Origin of the sequence: Natrinema versiforme JCM 10478 (assembly GCF_000337195.1) — an archaeon.
Classification (GTDB): Archaea; Halobacteriota; Halobacteria; order Halobacteriales; family Natrialbaceae; genus Natrinema; species Natrinema versiforme.
Window position 1 is genome coordinate 62,643 of the sequence record NZ_AOID01000060.1, and the last position, 16,867, is coordinate 79,509.

Below are 16,867 nucleotides of genomic sequence, written 5' to 3' on the forward strand. Positions count from 1 at the left end.
CGAGTGAAACCGGATTCGGAGCGAGAGTTACCGACGCAGACCGGCACCCCCAATCCAGAGTGAAAACGCCGGACTGGAGCGGGTTTGACACACCCCTGGTCAAGAGTGAATAGCCCTCCACCCGGTGAGCAGAGTACTTGGTTGAGGCGACACCCCCCGTCCAGAGTGTATCTCCCGAACCGGGTAATCAATCATTTCTATGAGAGGACACATCGGCATTGGACGTCTGACGCACAGCAGACACCCCTCGTCCAGAGTGAAAGCGCCGGTGTGACGAGCTGGAGTGGAGTGTGAACCTCAAGTGACGGTGACGAGCGTTTGTCGGCACCCCCAATCAAGAGTGAAGATGCAGGCCAGATCTCCAGCCGAAGCAAAGCAGGGTACAGTCGGAACTGTCGGGATTGGGTGTCTTGATTACGGTTGACGAGGAAGATCAGGAGATACCAATCCCGATTTCGGCTTTGATGCCGCTTAGCTGGTTGGCGAATAGTCAGAATGACGATTGTTCCTTCAACGTCTCATAATACACTGACGACGGAATCGAACCCCCACACCCCTCGTCCAGAGTGAAACGCTACGAGAGTCCCCTCGGTTGACCCGGCGGAAACCACACGACGAGTCGGCTGGGAAGTGCCGAAATCACAATACGTGGGACGAGTATCCCTCGAACAGCAGTCGTCACACAGTCGAAGCTCCTCTAAACATACCAATATTCATAGTATCACCTAGAGGTTTTATTACTACCTACCTCCTACCATTCCCCAAGTGCATTCAGCACAGGGAAGAGGACGAAGGCGGCATTCGTCCGGATGGTTTCGAACCGCTGCTCGTGTTTGCTGTTCCATTTCTTCCGTGTTCTCCCGTCTCAGGCAGTCTTTCCGTTATTCTTGCTGATCTTCTCCCACGAGAACCCCCGTTTCCCGTGGACTTCACCCCACACCTCTGATTGGTTTTTCACTCTGGACGAGGGGTGTGTGGGCGAGGTATTCTCTCCAGTCCCTTCCGTGTCTCCACTCAGTATTAACCAACAAATCTCTCGATACCTCGATAGTGTTGGTTAATCTCTCTTAATCTCGGTGAAGGCGGCCAAGTCCGTTTCCCGAGTTTCCGCGATCTCGCGTTGAATCTCCGTCCGATCCCAGCCAAGCGGTGACAGCACACTCTCGACAGCTCTGACGAGTTGCGTCTCGTAGTACGACGCATCGTACGACTCTACCTCTTCGTGGGCCAACGCGACCCGCTCTCGCGAACTCTTCTTGTCGTCGACGACCACGTACTTGATATCCTGTCCCGGGTGGATGGCGAGGTCCCGGTCCCGAGCCCGCTTCAGCGCCGCCACGTTCTGTGTGTTCTGCGTGTACCCTTCCAGCGGCTTGGAGACACGATTCCGTTCGACGAGCTGCGACCGGCACCGTTCCAGCGTGGAGGCGCTTGATTGCGTCCTGAAGACAATCGAGTACGGTGTCCGGAGATCGAGTCGCGTCGAGCCGGTCGAGACAGTCCTGCTGGACGTCCTCGATGAACGGCGGGGTCGAGCGCTGGCGGGCTTCGATGCCTCTGATCTTGAAGTCGTCGTCGCCGGCGACCTTCCCGAAGTACTTCGTCAACGCGCCGGCGTCTCTCTCGCGCTGTGGTACGAACGCCACCCAGTCGTAGTGGGCTTCGTGTTCGAGCCGAATCTCGACGCGTTCCGTGATCTCCGTCGCGAGCGTCTCGAGGTCCTTACGGTCCTCGTCGTCGACGTCGGGGTCCGGGGTCAGCCAGATGGAGTCGACGATGCCGTGGACGACCCGCCAGCCGCCGGCTTCCAATTGTTGTTTCGCCGTCAGCAGAATCTCTCGAGCGAACGCATTAATCGCCTCGTGGCACTCGATGCGGCCGAACTTCGCGTTGCTGAACCCCTGATAGCCGAAGCAGGCAACGAGGATCCACTTCAGCGCTCCCGACCGCCCTTCGAGTTCAGCCAGGCGGTCCTCGTCGGGGTCGTCTCGATCCTTTTCGCGACGGATGGCCGCCTTGATCTCGTCGCGTGCGTCGATGATCGGCTGCAGCACGTCGACGAGGTAGCCCCGCTCGTCGCAGATCGAGTCCCGACATCGGCGAGCTGGCCGACCAGCGAGAGCGTCATTAGACCGGTCCCCGTAACAACAATCCCCTGTAGCCCGCGAATCGCGATGAAAGAGGCACTCGAGTCGACGAGCGGGAATAGCGCGTAAACGATAACCCCTACTCCGAGTACGACGAGCAACACGGTTCGTTTGTCGAATCGGTCGCCGGCCCACGCGATCGGGATAACAGTGAACGTCTGAGCGAAGGTAAATCCCGTCGTGTAGAGGCCAACAATGAGTCCGGCACTAATCGTCAGTCCGAGAACCGTCGTGTCAGTCGGCTCAAGTGCGTTGATATAGTATGGTAATAGCGTGATCAGCGTGACGAAGCCGAACCCCTCCGCGAATCGGGCAAGATAGAGTGACCAAAACTGTAGGCGATCCTCGTTCACGGCGTTCCTTTCGAATCCGGCGAAAAAGCAGTTTCGAACAGTGAACAATAGAGACAGCGTGGCGTTCGTACCACTCTCCGACTAGGCAGTGGTATTGCCAGTTCGCTCCGACAAACTGCAAACGTCCCGATCAATGAGGAAGTAATGGAATTGGCACCGTCTAGTTAGCGCGATTTGAGAAGTGAGCAGGTCGTAGAAGTTGAGGACCGATGATCGACGATCGGTCTTCTTCCCGTTCCGAGCGTACTCTCGAACTACATGCTGAGTTAGGCGGACTACCTTTCACCAACTGCAACCGTCCCGAAGCCCTATCTCTCCGGCCGGTGAGTGACCGCATGGCCGGCAGGGCGGCCGGTCGGAAGACAGGGACAGCGAGTCCCCACGTCTCGCGTACCACCTCCTTTCACCCGATGGGCACATCCCTCTCGAGCCCCGACTGTTGTGTATGACAACCGCCAGAACCGCTCGTTTTCGCGGCCGGTCGCCGCCCGACCGCGACTCTGAGTGGACCGTCTCGACTATTAATCGCCAGATGAACTCGGATGGTGGCGTGGGCGTCTGTGCTGTGACCGACGAGACCATCTCGCTTTCACAACCGCATTTCCACGTGACATTGCGCCGTGAGAGCGAGCATCGGTTTCGGTCTGACGAGCACGATCAGTTGGTCATCTCCGAGGCCGCACTCGACGAGCTGGACGAGTGGCTCGAATCGAAGGACTAGTGACCGGCCGAAGCGGTTATCTCAGTGGCCGTTGGCTCGGACTGTAATGCGTGAGTGCCGACCTGAGGACGATACCCTCCTCATAGACACCACAGCGCGGATACCCGCGTCTTTAGGCGCGGGAGGAAGCGCGTCACTCGATCACACGTTCCACTATTCAGTCTCCAGTGCTGGAATCCAGCTCTTTCGCACCTTCCAGCATTAGTCCTTTCCAAGTGTATCCGCGCTCGTCTTTGAGCTCGGTTAGCCATTCGTGCTGTTCCTCGCTTACCGTAAATCGCACTTCTTTCCCCATACATTAGTGCACTTTTCATGCGTTTTATATGCATTGGTTGTGTATGACTGTTCGTAGGATGGTCGCTACGACTACGAAAACACTCGAGGCTACGCTCGCGCCACCAACGGCGAATAAAGAGCAACGGCTCGAGCGTACCGTGGCGACCTATCGACGTGCGCTCTTGGATGCCTTCGAGAGTGGTGCGGAGACGCAGACGGCGGTCAACGACATCGTTACACCCTACACGCTCACGTCCTACGCTAAGGACGCGCTCAAGAGCTACGTCCCGCAACTCCGAAACACGTACAACACCTCGGAACTCGAGGGCAATCACCCTGTTCGCTTCACGAATCGGGGCTTCCGGATCGACCACTCCGACGAACGCGAACACGAGTTCTGCTGGCGCGTTCCACAGGCTGGACGTGGCAACGCCTTCTGGATTCCTCTCCGTATTAACCCTGAACAGGAATCGCTCTGGTTCGATCTGCTCGATGAGAGTGTTACGGTCGGTGAGTTCCGACTCCAACAGCATCGCACAAACTGGATGTTGCACGTCACCGTCGAGTACGAGGTAGCTGAACCAGAGATATCGGACGAGCCGACTCGAGTCGGGTTCGATATTGGTGAATCCAAGCTTCTGACGGGCTGTGCCTGCCAGAATGACACTCCAACCCAACCGTTCATCTACGACGGAGGACGCTCGCGAGCACTCCGAAAGGAGATGCACACGACGCTCAAGCGTCTTCAGGAACGCGACGCCGAGCAGTGGCGCGTAGACGAACGGTTCGACCACTATCAGAATGCTCTCACGGATATCGTCGAGAAGGCGTCTCGAGAAGCCGTTGAGTACGCCCAGCAGTTCGAAGATCCTGTGATCGTACTCGAGGACCTGTCGTACATCCGTGAGAACCTCGACTATGGGAAGTACATGAACCGTCGGCTTCACTCGTGGGCGTTCGCACGCCTCACCGAGCGTATCGAGGACAAGGCTCTCGAAGCCGGAATTCCGATCGAGTTCGTGAACCCACGATACACGTCCCAAACGTGTCACGCGTGCGGTCACATCGGACGGCGTGGGTCGCAGGCCGAGTTCACGTGTACGAATCCAGAGTGTTGGGTTTCGGAGTATCAAGCAGATATCAACGCAGCAGCGAACATCGCTGGTCGCGTTGACCCGTGGGGAGAGAGCGTTTCTTGGAAATCGGATCGCGATGACTCGCCTCGGGATGGGAGCACACTTGACAGTGCCACAGCCCGCCGTGAGCCGAGTGCGAAACTCGCACAGACGACGCTTGCGGAGTGGGGCTGAAACCTCTCCAGTAGCAGGCTGGATTCCCTATGTTGGGGATTCCCCTGCCTTCAGGCAGGTGGAGGATGTCAAGGACCCGCCAACGGAGCGCTGGCCAGTGGTTCCGGCGTTCGACCGACGGCCGTTTGCGGGGCTCGTGCAAGATGAGCTGGTGGATCGAGGATTGCGGCCCGAAACAATCAACGAACGACGGGGCGAGTACGCTTGTGACCTCTTGCTGGCGCTTGATGAGGATGTCCGACCGCCATCGATTACGACGGACGGAGCACGGTCGATTCTCCAACGACTCTCCGAAGCAGCGGAGATTGATATCGATCATCCGAAACACGATTATCTCGCGCCCCACGGCGGTCGACGTGGGATGGGCGAGGTTCTCGTTTGAGCATTTGGCTACACGGTTGCAGCTCGATAGCTCGATAACTCAGAGGAGATGATAAGAGATCGGTATTCGCATATTGTGGCGGGTGAATTAGGGGATGTCGCTACCGAGGCGCTCGAGGAAATCGACAGTATACCGCGGTAGCTTATATCGGGTGCAAGGGGTATACCGCCGCGTTCACACCGCTTCGACGGTGAATAGCGAGTCGTCGCTGAGGACGACCTGCACGCGGCGGTGCCAGGCGTCGGCGAAGGCCTCCCGCTGCTGGTCGCTTGCCGACCCATCGAGAATCCCCTGGAGATTCCCGATTGCGGGTCCACCGTCAGGAACGTCGCTGACGTGGTAGGTCACTTCGATGGTCTCGCCCGTGTCAGTCCGTCGGAACCGGAACGTCGGCTCCACCGTGTCCGAATCGAAGGCGTCGAAGCGCAGGAGGTCCCGGCGGCCGCCATAGCCCCCGGCGAGCCCGCTGAAGCCGTCGTCTTCGGTCGCGCCAGTCACATACGAGATGATGCGGCTCATCACGCCGTAGGCAGCGTCGTCTCGCGGGCCGGCCGCCTGCACCTCGATCTCGCTTCGGACTGGATAGTCATCGGAATACAGGCCGTCGAGTCCGAGCTGGGCAATCCGGTAGGCACCCGAGGCGGTCGGACAGGAGTGCCCTGCTTCTTTCACGGCGTCCGTGTAGGTGATTACGAACGGTTCGCCCGGTTCGAGGACGCCGAGGGCCTCCGCGACGGGGTCGCGAATTTCGATCGGATCGACGTCGTAGTCGACCTGCCAGTTGGTTCTAGTCTGGGTTCCGTCAGTCGCAGTGGAATTCGGTGTCATGAGTGGTGGTGATAGTGTCTAGTGGTCAGTAGCGAAGCAGTCGCATCCCGTTGAGGATGACGAGGAGGACGCTGGCCTCGTGAACGAGCATCCCGGCGGCGAGGGTGACGTAGCTGGTGAGCACGCCCGCCAGCAGGACGGTCACGGTCAACACCGCGAGTCCGACGTTCTCGAGGACGTTCCATCGCGTCGCCTTGCTGAGTTTGACCGCGTACGGGATGCGTTCGAGGTCGTCGGCCATCAACGCCATGTCAGCCGTCTCGATGGCGGTGTCCGTCCCGGCGGCACCCATCGCGATGCCGACGTCGGCGGTCGCCAACGAGGGGGCGTCGTTGATGCCGTCGCCGACCATCGCAACGACGTGGCCGTCGGCCTGGTAAGCCTCGATGACGGACTGCTTATCCTCGGGAAGCAGTTCGGCGCGGTACTCGTCGAATTGCGTGGCGGCGTCGCCGCCACGTTTTCGGAGGCCGGTTTCACCGGCCTCCCTACCGACCTCCTCGGCAACGGCGGCCGCCGTCCGCTCGTTGTCGCCGGTGAGCATCACCGTCTCGATGCCGGCGTCTCGGAGTGCCGCGACGACGCCGGGGGCGGCCTCCCGGAGTTCGTCTCGCATCGCGATCGCGCCGATGATGTCTCCATCCCGGATGACATGGACGACCGTTTCGCCGCGTTCCTCACGCTCGCGGACGTAGTCGGTGACCTGACTGGGGATGTCGATATCGCGGTCGTCCAGCAGTGCACGGTTCCCGACGATAACCTCGTGGCCACCGTCGGACTCGTCCGACGAGCCTCCGGCTTCGCCGGAGACGCCGACATGGGCGATGACGCCCTTGCCGGCGACCACGTCGAAGTCGTCCGGGTCGGGAACCGACTGGAGGCTGGCGTCCGTGTCGTCCGCCTGGGCGACCGTCGCTCCACCGTCCGTCGCAGCCGTCGGTCGCTCGCGGGCCGCGTCGACGATGGCGTCGGCGAGGTGGTGTTCGCTCTTCTTCTCGGCGGTCGCCGCGAGCGAGAGAACCTCACCATCAGCAACGCCGAACCCCTCGATGTCGGCGACGGTGGTCTCGCCCTTCGTGAGGGTGCCGGTCTTGTCGAAAGCGACGAGGTCGATCTTGCCGGCGCGTTCGAGGTGGTCGCCGCCCTTCATCAGGACGCCCGACCGGGCGGCGTTCCCGATGGCGGAGACGATGCTGACCGGCGGCCCGATGACAAGCGCCCCGGGACAGCCGATGACCAGCAGCGTCAGCGACAGGATCGCGTTCTGCGTCACTGCATACGCGCCGATAGCGAGCACGATGACGGCCGGCGTGTAGTACTTCGCGAACCGGTCGATGAGACTCTCCGTGGGCGACTGGGCCTCCTGGGCTTCCTCGACGCGGCGGATAATGCGTTCGAGCGTCGTGTCCGAGCCTGCACCCGTCGTCCGGATTTCCAGTGCGCCTTCTTGGTTGACCGTCCCGGCGTAGACCTCGTCGCCGTCGGCCTTGTGGACGGGCACGCTCTCGCCGGTGACCGGCGCTTGGTTGACAGCGCTCTCGCCGTCGACGACGGTCCCGTCAACCGGAATCTTCCCGCCCGGCTTTACGACGACGACTTCGCCCTCTTCGACCTCGCGGGCGGGGATCTCCTGGAGTTCCCCGTCACGACGGACGGTCGCCGTGTCGGGCGTCATCTCCAGCAGCTCCTGGAGGGCTGTCCGGGTCTTCCGCATCGTCCGTCCCTCGAGGTAGCTGCCGAGACTGAACAGGAAGACGACGGCGGCGGCTTCCCAGTACTCGCCGATGACGATGGCACCGATAGCGGCCAGCGTCACCAGCGTCTTGATGCCGAGCGTCCGGTTGGTGACCTCGTGGTAGGCGGTCTTGGCGATGTCGTAGCCACCCACGATCGTCGCCAGGACGAGGATGGCGGCGCTTGCCATCTCGAAACTCGTGAGGTAGCCCAGACTCCAGCCGCCGCCGTAGAGGAGGCCGCTCGTCGCCGTGACGATGGCCTTCCGGTGTTTCCGGTAGTACTGCGTGATCGATTGTTTTTTCATAGTGTTAGGCGGGCTGGGGCGTGTACCCCTGGTTTTCGATGGTCTGTGCGAAGGCGTCGGGGTCAGCGACGCTGTCGTCGTACTCGATTTCGACGCGGCCGGTCGCGTAGTGGACTTCGACGTGCTGGACGCCGTCAACGTTCGAGAGGGCGCGTTCGACGGTACTCGCACAGGTCGGGCAGTCGAAGTCGAGGACGCGGAACTGGGTCGTGTTGCTCATTACAGTTTGAGGTAGTGCCCCTACCCCAATAAGTATTTTTTAGATGATATGTTTGAATACGGAAACGGGTCGTTGGAACAGTCAAATAGGTCGTCTAGGGCTTTCGCCCTCGTGGATCCGTTCGAAACTAGTTCTTCGGTGACGCCTCTTCGCTCGCGTCCGCTACTTTTTCCCGCGTGCTCATGCTCAGTTCTCGTATGAGTAATTCCGGTACCGACCACCGTCTCGAGGACATTGCGGTGCGAGACACCCGGGTTTCGGACGCGATCGACGAACCGATGCGGGCAATGATCCTCGATATTCTGGCCGACGAGGCCCTGACCGCGACCGGGGTCCACGAGCGCCTCGCCGATCGCGGCGTCGACCGCACAGAGAACACGATCCGCCACCACATCAACGAGTTACGGGACGCCGACCTCGTCGACGTCGTTCGCTTCGAAGAGGGTCGCGGTGGGACGACGAAGTATTATCATGCGAATACGATCGTCCTCTCGTACTTGCTGCCGGACTCGGCTGACCCCGCCGTCGAGGAGATGATCGACGCCGTCCAGCCCCAGATTACCGATGCGCTCGCTACGCTCACCGACGAGTACGACGACGCGATCGATGAGATAGTCGCGGATATGCAGCCCTGCGAGCACTGTCGGACCCAGAAGTACGAGACGTACGTGCTCCTGACTGTCCTCCGACGTGCGTTCGTTCGCGCCCACAGAGACTCCTGAGCGAGAAAACTCGGGATTGTTGGGATTTCATCAGATACGACACGGCACGAAACCACCGGTCGCTGAAGGCAGCGAATTGATCACTCAATTTCTAACTGACCGCTCCCACTGTCCTCCCTATTGCCGTTCTCATCCCATTCGAGTTCGAACTCGATACTCAATTCACCGGGACCGTCCGCTGGTCCCTCGCGCTCGGCTTTGACCTCGAACGTCGGGCGCGCTGGTGGTTCCATTGTCACGGACTCGGAACCGGATTTGAGTGTGACTGCGTCACCTTGTTCGAGTTTATCAGCGACGCTGCGGAGATACGACGCGATTTCTTCTCGGGTCTGGCCACTCTCTGATTTGAACAGGACTTCTTCAGGCATACTGAACGATACGCTGCCTGCACCGATAAGTGAATCCCCTAAATTACCCCCGCTTGAGCCAGAATCATCATACACCAATGTTATCACAGGGCTGAAACCAACCTCCGGTCACAGTTCCTCAGGTTGCCGTTCCGTTGTCCGTCGGTATCCCTCATACAGAGCTGGTAATCCGAGGGGGAGTGCGAGGAATCCAAATCCGAGAAGGACATACTCATCTGCATCCTGGTGTCGTATGGTGAGGAGCGTCGCGACGATGCCGAGAAGCGCAATTACATAGGCTGCATTGCTCCAGACCACGTCATATGAGGAGCAGTACAGCCAGCAGACGAACGTGTAGGAGGGGGCATTCCAGGTCGGTGGATGGAGTTTCGGCCAGAAGAATCGACAGTACGTCGTCCAGCCGAACATCGCCAGCGTGGGAAGTCCCGCGAGCCATGTCGTCGAGCCGAATGGCGTCCGAGCACCGAATCGTCTGTAGCCAGCGAGGAACAACGCCGGAAATCCGAGGATCCACAGCCAGATGCCGAGAGTGTATGTCACGGGCCAGTGCTCGATCCGTGGTTGCTCGAAGGGAAGTCGGAGCGACTCCGGCAGCGTCGCCCAAGGGAATGAGGGATCAGGGACTGGATTCGTAACGAATGCGATCAGACAGAGTCCCGTCCCGACGAGTAGTCCGTAGAGGCCCAACGTTGTATATCGGTCGAGCCAGGCCGGGATCGACGGGTGGGCCGTTGTGGGATGGTGATCGGGTGTGCCCGCCATTCCTCGAATCAGTCTTATTGCGACTCCGTGTCGCGCTCAAGCGCCTCTCGTCGTTGTTCGTATTCGTCGTCGCTCAATTCGCCACGAGCATACGCGAGCCGGAGTTCTTCGAGTGCTTGGTCTGAGTTGTTTTCATTCCCTGCTATTGCTTGGTAGATGAGGTAGCCACCGCCGATGAGAGCGGTCAAGAACAGGAGTTGCATGATGTTACCAGCGATAAACATCCAGGTTGGTATCGTCCCATCGCCCCACATATGGCCGCTCCACGTGCCACCCATCATCGGGCCAACTCCCATCATCCCGAAGCCCATGAAGAGCATTGGGAAGAAGACGAATGCACCGATGACAATGAGGACAATCGTAATGAGTCGTGTCTCATCTGTTTTGTCAGGCATAGTTTCCCTCCGTGAGATCCGTCTCTAGCACTCACTACGGGGTCCCTATTCAATGCGATTGTGTCTTTTCTTCTTGTGATTTGTCCCGCAAATACTTTCGATATCCCGGCTTTGAACCGGTTCTGCATTCGAATCCAATCTCATTCTGGTCTATTTCGCGCTGTCACGCTGACTCACCGGTCTGGATCGTGCGAAGATAGCCGGCGTATCCTTGAAGAGTGTACTGCAAGACCGGCTGCTCCGTCTATCGCGCTGATGGATGTGCGGACTGTCCTTTGACACTCTGTTAGAAGGAGAACCGATCACGCCCGGATTGAATCGCGAGGCGAGTCAGGAGTCGCGCAGGGCCACGCTTTGGAAGATCCCGTACAGTCTCGATGCTGGTCGGCGGTTCGCTACCACCAACGTGTAACTCCCAGCCTGTCTCGTCAACGAAACGTTCGACAGCATGATTTGCTCGCTGTCGTACGTCGTCTGCATCCATCGTCACGGGCGCGCCGTCCCGAAGGACGATATCGCCATCGACGATCACTGTCTCGACATCGGCCGGGACCGCGTTGTTCACAACGTGTGCGGGAATATTGGTTAGTGGCGTGAACTTCGGCTTGTCGACGTCGAGGAGGATAATATCCGCACGCTTTCCCTCTTCGATACTGCCGATCTCGTCGCCGATCCCCAGAGCGCGAGCTCCCTCGATAGTGAGCATTCGTATCAGTTCCATCGAGTCGAACTGCCCAGCCGAACGCTTGAGATTTGCCGCCAGCCGAGCTTGCCGCGCTTCTCCGAACATGCTGTACGAGTCGTGCCAGTAGTGGTCGTCAATCCCTAACCCGACATCGACGCCTGCGGCTCGAAGCTCGGGAACGGGTGTCCATTGTGTCTCTCCGTCCGGATTCCAGTAACAGAAGACGGACGGGCAGTGCGCAACAGCCGCGTCCGCCTCGGCGGTTCGCTGGATGTCCTCGTCGTCGGCAAGGCGGAAGTGAGCGGCAATCAGTCGGTCGTCCAAGAGCCCAACGTCGTCGAGCAATCCTATCGAGTCCTCGCCGCCGTTCGCTCGCGCCATCGTATTACTCTCCTCGAGTTCTAGCAAGTGCGTGTGGACGAGCAGGTCCGGGTACTCAGCAGCGAGGGACGCAATCCGCTCCCACAGCTGACGGGTGCACGACCAATCGTCGTGGGGGCAGATCGTCGCTCTGATTCGGCCATCGTACGTATAGTGGTATTCTTCGATGAATTCGCGGGCACGGGAGAACTGCTGATCGACGGACTGGTCCCAGAAGAGGTCCGAAATCGCCGGGCCGAAGAACCCGCGAAGCCCTGCGTTGCCGAACGCTTCTGCACCTGCGGCGGGCCGTGCGTCCATCGAGTTCACGGTCGTGACACCGCCAAGAAGGAAATTGAGAGCTGCGAGGTCGACGCCCGCTTCGACGAGATACTCGAACTCGCCCTGCCCTAACCGGTTGAAGAGGGCCGTCCCGCTCCCCAGCATCTCCTGCAGGTCGAGTTCGCTGAACGCACCGATGAGCGGTGTCAGTTCGAGGTGCGTGTGGGCGTTCACTAATCCGGGCATTACCAACTTCCCGTCGCCGTCAATCACGGTGGTGGCTTCGATCGCTTCGTCCTCGGCACGTGACGGCCGCACTTTCTGGACGGAGCCATCGTTAATGAGAACTGTCCCACGCTCGTATAATCGATTTTGCTCATCGACCGTTAGAACGAGGGCATCGTGGATTGCCAAGTCAGCACTCATTGTGGATTAGAACGTGAATGTGGCAGATTCATCACTAGGTGAACGAACAGTCTGGCGAACACTGTTGGTCCGAACAGTGGTGATTGAACTCGTTTGAATATCTCTGGTCTTTCTGGCTCCCATCAGATCACGATAATTTTGCGCGATTTAATGCTATTTCCCTTACGGATCAAGAGAGGTATTTCACGGAGCATGTGATGGTGTGCGGTATTTCTCCACCCTCTGCTAGATAACTGTAGATAAACACTTATGATACCAAACTACGGCTGCCATAGGACTCGGTATCCTCTAAGGAGAACTGCAATAGATGATCCCTACAATGATCTGGAAGGACGTCGTCGCGGGCTTTCTCATCTCCGGGTTCGTCATCGTGTTCGTCCCCCAGTGGGTCTGGAATACCCTGTTCATCCAGGGCGACGGCCTACTCGTAACCGCTGAGAACGCGATCATGGGCGTCGCCATCGCCGTCATCAGCTTCGTCGGCAGTATGCGATCCAGTGAATGTCCGGTAGGTGTCAGCCTGTTCAGAAGCCGTGTCAACTCACAGTACCCTCCATGTTGAAGCACCCTCGGAGTCAATTGGTCGGTAATGGACGACGAACCCGAAAGGGGGGTTGATGAAACTGGCCATACGCATCACGACGAGGACGCACATAGTGGGCACGACGAGTTACAGACTGAGGGGCGGGGTGAGCAATCGCTCCTCAAAACGGAGGGTGAACCTCAGCCCCCGGGCGAAGCGGACCACGGTGAACACAGTCAGCACGATGGGCACGACGGACACGACGGCCACGGTGGGATGCACGAGGGCCACGAGCAGATGTTTCGTCGGCGCTTTTTCGTCTCGACGCTCCTGTCGATTCCCGTCCTCCTGTACAGCGAAATGCTGCAGGAGTGGCTCGGCTTCTCCGTCCCAGCGTTCCCGGGTAGCGAGTGGATCAACCCCGTCTTCGCGGTAGTCGTCTTCGCGTACGGTGGGGTTCCGTTCCTCCAGATGGCGGTTCCGGAACTGAAAGACCGGTCACCGGGGATGATGACGCTGATTTCGATGGCCATCTCGGTCGCGTTCGTCTACAGCCTCGCGAGCGTGCTCTTCCCGACCGAGTCGGCGTTCTTCTGGGAGCTCGTGACGCTGATCGACATCATGCTGCTCGGTCATTGGATCGAGATGCGGTCCGTTCGACGCGCCTCGAGCGCGGTCGACGAGCTGGCGAAACTGATGCCCGATACCGCCGAGCGGATTACCGACGACGGCGACAGCGCGGGACGAAGTCCCGCGGGCAACCGGACGCAGTCCGGTGACACCGAGGAAGTCCCGGTGAGCGAACTCTCCGAGGGCGACCTCATGCTCGTCCGGCCGGGCGCGAGTGTCCCTGCTGACGGCATCGTTGAAGAGGGTGATTCGGACGTCGAGGAGTCGATGATCACCGGCGAGTCGAAGCCGGTCTCGAAAGAACCCGGAGACGAGGTCATCGGCGGGACGATCAACGGCGACGGGAGCCTCCGCGTTCGTGTCGGTGCGACAGGAGATGAGACGACGCTCGCGGGTATTATGCGACTCGTCGAGGAAGCCCAGCAGAGCAAGTCCCAAACCCAAGTGCTGGCCGACCGTGCGGCCGGCTGGCTGTTCTACGTCGCCCTCGGGGCGGCAGTCGTGACAGCAATCGCGTGGACAATCGCGATATCGTTCAACGCAACAGTTATCGAGCGCGTTGTTACGGTGCTCGTCATCGCCTGTCCACACGCACTCGGCCTCGCCATCCCACTGGTCGTCGCGATCAACACGTCACTCGCCGCTCGCAACGGGATGCTCGTGCGCGACCGCATCGCGATGGAGGACGCACGGAATCTAGACGCCATCATCTTTGACAAGACGGGGACGCTCACCGAAGGCGAACACGGTGTCGTCGACATGGCGACCGTCGACAGCGTCGACGAAGACGACGCACTCGCGCTGGCGGCGGCCGTCGAGAGCGACTCCGAGCACATGATTGCGCGTGCCATCCGCGAAGCCGCCGAGGAGCAAGACCTCACTGCACCCGACGCGACCGACTTCGAGGCGATCAAGGGCAGGGGTGTCCGAGCGAACGTCGATGGAAACGAGGTGTACGTCGGCGGGCCGAATCTGCTGACCCAGCTTGATCGCGACGTTCCCGATCATCTCCAACGCTTTGCTGACGACGCCGGGCAGAACGCTCAGACCGTCGTATATCTCGTTCGCGAAGGAGAATTGATCGCCGCGTTCGCGATGGCCGACGTGATCCGCGAGGAGAGTTTCCGCGTCGTCGACGCCCTCCATGACTTGGGCATTGAGGTAGCGATGCTGACTGGTGACTCCCAGGACGTCGCCAACGCCGTCGCCGACGAACTGGGCATCGACACGGTGTTCGCTGAGGTTCTCCCTGAAGACAAGGACAAAAAAGTTCAGGAACTCCAAGACCAGGGCAAGCTCGTGGGGATGGTTGGCGACGGCGTGAACGACGCGCCGGCACTGACGCGAGCAGACGTCGGCATCGCTATCGGGAGCGGCACCGACGTCGCGGTCCAGTCGGCTGACGTTATCCTCGTCCAGAACAACCCGATGGACGTGGTTCGGCTCGTCAAACTTAGCAAGGCGAGCTACCGGAAGATGCAGGAGAATATCGTCTGGGCGGCCGGGTACAACATCTTCGCAATTCCGCTTGCAGCGGGCGTCCTTGCGCCGATCGGGATTCTGCTGTCGCCCGCTGTGGGCGCGCTGTTGATGTCGATGAGTACGGTTATCGTCGCGATCAACGCGCAACTGCTCCGGCGGATCGATCTTTCCATCCCGAGTTTGCCGGACGTGTCATCAGACAGAGGCGCACAACCGGCCGACTAGAATGAATGACTATCGACAGCAAATTAGCCGTCACATCGCTCAGCAGTAAAATGAACCTTATTTATCTCGCTCTTGGCGTGATTCTTCTTGTCGGGGCCGTAATCGATCTTCTCTGGACAACGCTCTGGGTTGAGGGCGGGGCTGGTCCACTTACGTCTCGTTTGATGGTGTGGACGTGGCGATTACTACAACAGATTAGTGCCCAAAATTCACGGCTTCTCAGCCTCTCAGGGCCGCTGACCTTCGTTTTGGGCCTCTCTGTATGGCTTCTACTGCTCTGGATCGGATGGACTCTCGTCTTCGCTGGGGCCGAGAATATTCTCATCGATACGCTCAACCGCGGCCCCGTGTCGTGGACCGATCGGATCTATTTCGCCGGGTACACGTTTTTCACGCTTGGCATCGGCGATTTTGCTCCTCGGGAAGGAATCTGGCAGCTTATCACGATACTCGCAACGGGAAGCGGGTTGCTCTTCGTGACGCTCAGCGTCACCTATACGCTGTCAGTTCTCGATGCAGTCACCCAGAAACGCGCGTTTGCCGCCAATGTAAGCGGATTCGGAACGCACAGCGAGGAAATCGTTCGAACGGCTTGGAACGGAGAGAAATTTCAGGGACTTGATGTGCCATTGAATACCTTCGTAACCCAACTCACCGTCCTTACGGAGAACCACAAGGCCTACCCTGTTCTCCATTACTTTCACAGCGCTCAGGCTGACCGTTCCCCAGCCGTCGAAATCGTAGCCCTCGACGAGGCCTTGACGCTCATTCGGTTCGGCGTCTCGGAGAAACACCGACCGAACGAGATCGTCGTTCGAACCGCCCGCAAAAGCATCGAAAACTACCTCGAAACGCTGCACGAGTCGTTCGTTGATCCTGCGGATAGCCCCCCTCCCCCGTTAGACCTCTGTCTCCTCCGCGAAGCGGATATCCCAACCGTTTCGGACGAGGAGTTCGAGACATCACTTGACGAGATGAAGAAGCGCAGACGGTTATTACTCGGGTTGGTCGAATCCGATGTGCGACAGTGGCCTACGCAACGCACCGAGTAACCCATCCTGTTTCTGAAAGATCATCCACCTCCAAAATCACTCTGTTCGCAGTTGGTGGTACAGCCTTGTGAGTTGCTTTCGATGGTAGAGTATCCCGACAGCCACGACGAACAGGATGGTCGCAATCTCGTAACCGTAAACTCCCAGTAATATCATCGTTGAGGAACCACCGATCCCACCCGCGAGTAGCGGAGCAAATAATGGGCCGACACAGGCTGGACACGCTGCGATCCCGACGATACCTCCGACCGCCGACTGTGAGAGATCGAGCAACGCATCGTAGACGAGATATGACAGCGCAACCAGACCAACCGCCTGGTACGGTATGATTGTGACCGTGATCAAATCTCCAGTATAGAGCAGAACCGGACTCCAGCCCAGTGGCCGGCCCCACGTCATTCCGACACCGTACGAACCAGTGAGTGCCCCGAGATGAGAGGAACTCAGACCGAGTAACCCCGAGAGATAGAATACGAAGAGGAGGTGAACTACCCCACCCTACTCAGCCGCTGGTGCGGCTTCGTTGAGGGTGGGGCTTCCTGTTTCGATGACGCGCTTTGCAGACACCGAATGAGTGTCCGTAGGGAGTGCAGTCTCCACAGGCGTGTCTTCGGGCCATCCCAGCCCTAGTTCAGAAAAGCCGCGCTGCAAGACGTTCAGCGCCGCATTCGCGTCCC

At 59.3% G+C, this 16,867-nt stretch carries 12 protein-coding genes and 6 pseudogenes; 7 read left to right on the forward strand and 11 right to left on the reverse strand.

Translation table 11 applies throughout. The annotated features are described in order from the left end of the window. Window positions 1-1,057: 1,057 nt before the first annotated feature. A pseudogene (locus tag C489_RS22970) lies at window positions 1,058-2,087 on the reverse strand (DNA polymerase domain-containing protein); the annotation flags it as partial. After that, window positions 2,039-2,500 (reverse strand): annotated as a pseudogene (locus tag C489_RS22975) (MFS transporter); the annotation flags it as partial. The pseudogenes C489_RS22975 and C489_RS22970, both read right to left, overlap by 49 nt. 565 nt (window positions 2,501-3,065) lie before the next feature. Here C489_RS22975 and C489_RS22750 point away from each other — a divergent pair. The 3 genes and pseudogenes from C489_RS22750 to C489_RS22755 form a co-directional block, all read left to right on the forward strand. After that, a complete protein-coding gene (locus C489_RS22750) occupies window positions 3,066-3,221 on the forward strand; it encodes a hypothetical protein (protein ID WP_239642084.1) in 156 nt (51 codons plus the stop codon). 353 nt (window positions 3,222-3,574) lie between these two features. Further along, entirely contained in the window at window positions 3,575-4,807 is a 1,233-nt protein-coding gene (locus tag C489_RS18470; RefSeq protein ID WP_006432879.1) for an RNA-guided endonuclease TnpB family protein, read from the forward strand. A 70-nt stretch (window positions 4,808-4,877) separates the two neighbouring features. Then, window positions 4,878-5,330, forward strand: a pseudogene (locus tag C489_RS22755) (site-specific integrase); the annotation flags it as partial. 33 nt (window positions 5,331-5,363) lie between these two features. Here C489_RS22755 and C489_RS18480 read toward each other — a convergent pair. Genes C489_RS18480 through C489_RS18490 form a run of 3 tightly spaced genes read right to left on the reverse strand, consistent with a single transcriptional unit; the run spans window position 5,364 to window position 8,278 of the window. Continuing rightward, entirely contained in the window at window positions 5,364-6,017 is a 654-nt protein-coding gene (locus tag C489_RS18480) for a hypothetical protein (RefSeq protein ID WP_006432881.1), read from the reverse strand. A gap of 25 nt (window positions 6,018-6,042) precedes the next feature. After that, window positions 6,043-8,058: a heavy metal translocating P-type ATPase gene (locus tag C489_RS18485; protein ID WP_006432882.1), complete on the reverse strand. Its 2,016-nt coding sequence runs from the start codon at window positions 8,056-8,058 to the stop codon at window positions 6,043-6,045. 4 nt (window positions 8,059-8,062) lie between these two features. Then, entirely contained in the window at window positions 8,063-8,278 is a 216-nt protein-coding gene (locus C489_RS18490) for a heavy-metal-associated domain-containing protein (protein WP_006432883.1), read from the reverse strand. A gap of 197 nt (window positions 8,279-8,475) precedes the next feature. On the opposite strand from C489_RS18490, the gene C489_RS18495 reads away from it, so the two are divergent. Beyond that, on the forward strand, window positions 8,476-9,000 hold the full coding sequence (locus tag C489_RS18495) for a winged helix-turn-helix domain-containing protein (protein WP_006432884.1): 525 nt from the start codon (window positions 8,476-8,478) through the stop codon (window positions 8,998-9,000). 80 nt (window positions 9,001-9,080) lie between these two features. Here C489_RS18495 and C489_RS18500 read toward each other — a convergent pair whose 3' ends face one another. From C489_RS18500 to C489_RS18515, 4 genes are all read right to left on the reverse strand, one after another. Further along, window positions 9,081-9,368, reverse strand: a complete 288-nt coding sequence (locus tag C489_RS18500) for an amphi-Trp domain-containing protein (RefSeq protein WP_006432885.1) — start codon at window positions 9,366-9,368, stop codon at window positions 9,081-9,083. A gap of 108 nt (window positions 9,369-9,476) precedes the next feature. Next, window positions 9,477-10,130 (reverse strand): hypothetical protein, encoded by a 654-nt coding sequence (locus C489_RS18505; protein ID WP_006432886.1) that lies wholly within the window; start codon window positions 10,128-10,130, stop codon window positions 9,477-9,479. Window positions 10,131-10,144: 14 nt separating this feature from the next. After that, complete coding sequence (locus C489_RS18510) at window positions 10,145-10,525, reverse strand: SHOCT domain-containing protein (protein WP_006432887.1); 381 nt, start codon at window positions 10,523-10,525, stop codon at window positions 10,145-10,147. A gap of 286 nt (window positions 10,526-10,811) precedes the next feature. After that, on the reverse strand, window positions 10,812-12,278 hold the full coding sequence (locus tag C489_RS18515) for an amidohydrolase family protein (RefSeq protein ID WP_006432888.1): 1,467 nt from the start codon (window positions 12,276-12,278) through the stop codon (window positions 10,812-10,814). Window positions 12,279-12,594: 316 nt separating this feature from the next. Here C489_RS18515 and C489_RS18520 point away from each other — a divergent pair. The 3 genes and pseudogenes from C489_RS18520 to C489_RS18530 form a co-directional block, all read left to right on the forward strand. Continuing rightward, window positions 12,595-12,819: pseudogene (locus C489_RS18520) on the forward strand (permease); the annotation flags it as partial. Between the two features lie 48 nt (window positions 12,820-12,867). Next, complete coding sequence (locus C489_RS18525; RefSeq protein WP_394296305.1) at window positions 12,868-15,138, forward strand: heavy metal translocating P-type ATPase; 2,271 nt, start codon at window positions 12,868-12,870, stop codon at window positions 15,136-15,138. 50 nt (window positions 15,139-15,188) lie between these two features. Next, window positions 15,189-16,190: a potassium channel family protein gene (locus C489_RS18530; RefSeq protein ID WP_006432891.1), complete on the forward strand. Its 1,002-nt coding sequence runs from the start codon at window positions 15,189-15,191 to the stop codon at window positions 16,188-16,190. A 36-nt stretch (window positions 16,191-16,226) separates the two neighbouring features. Here C489_RS18530 and C489_RS18535 read toward each other — a convergent pair. Further along, window positions 16,227-16,670, reverse strand: a pseudogene (locus C489_RS18535) (DUF7546 family protein); the annotation flags it as partial. Window positions 16,671-16,688: 18 nt separating this feature from the next. Then, window positions 16,689-16,867, reverse strand: a pseudogene (locus C489_RS22760) (RNA-guided endonuclease TnpB family protein); the annotation flags it as partial.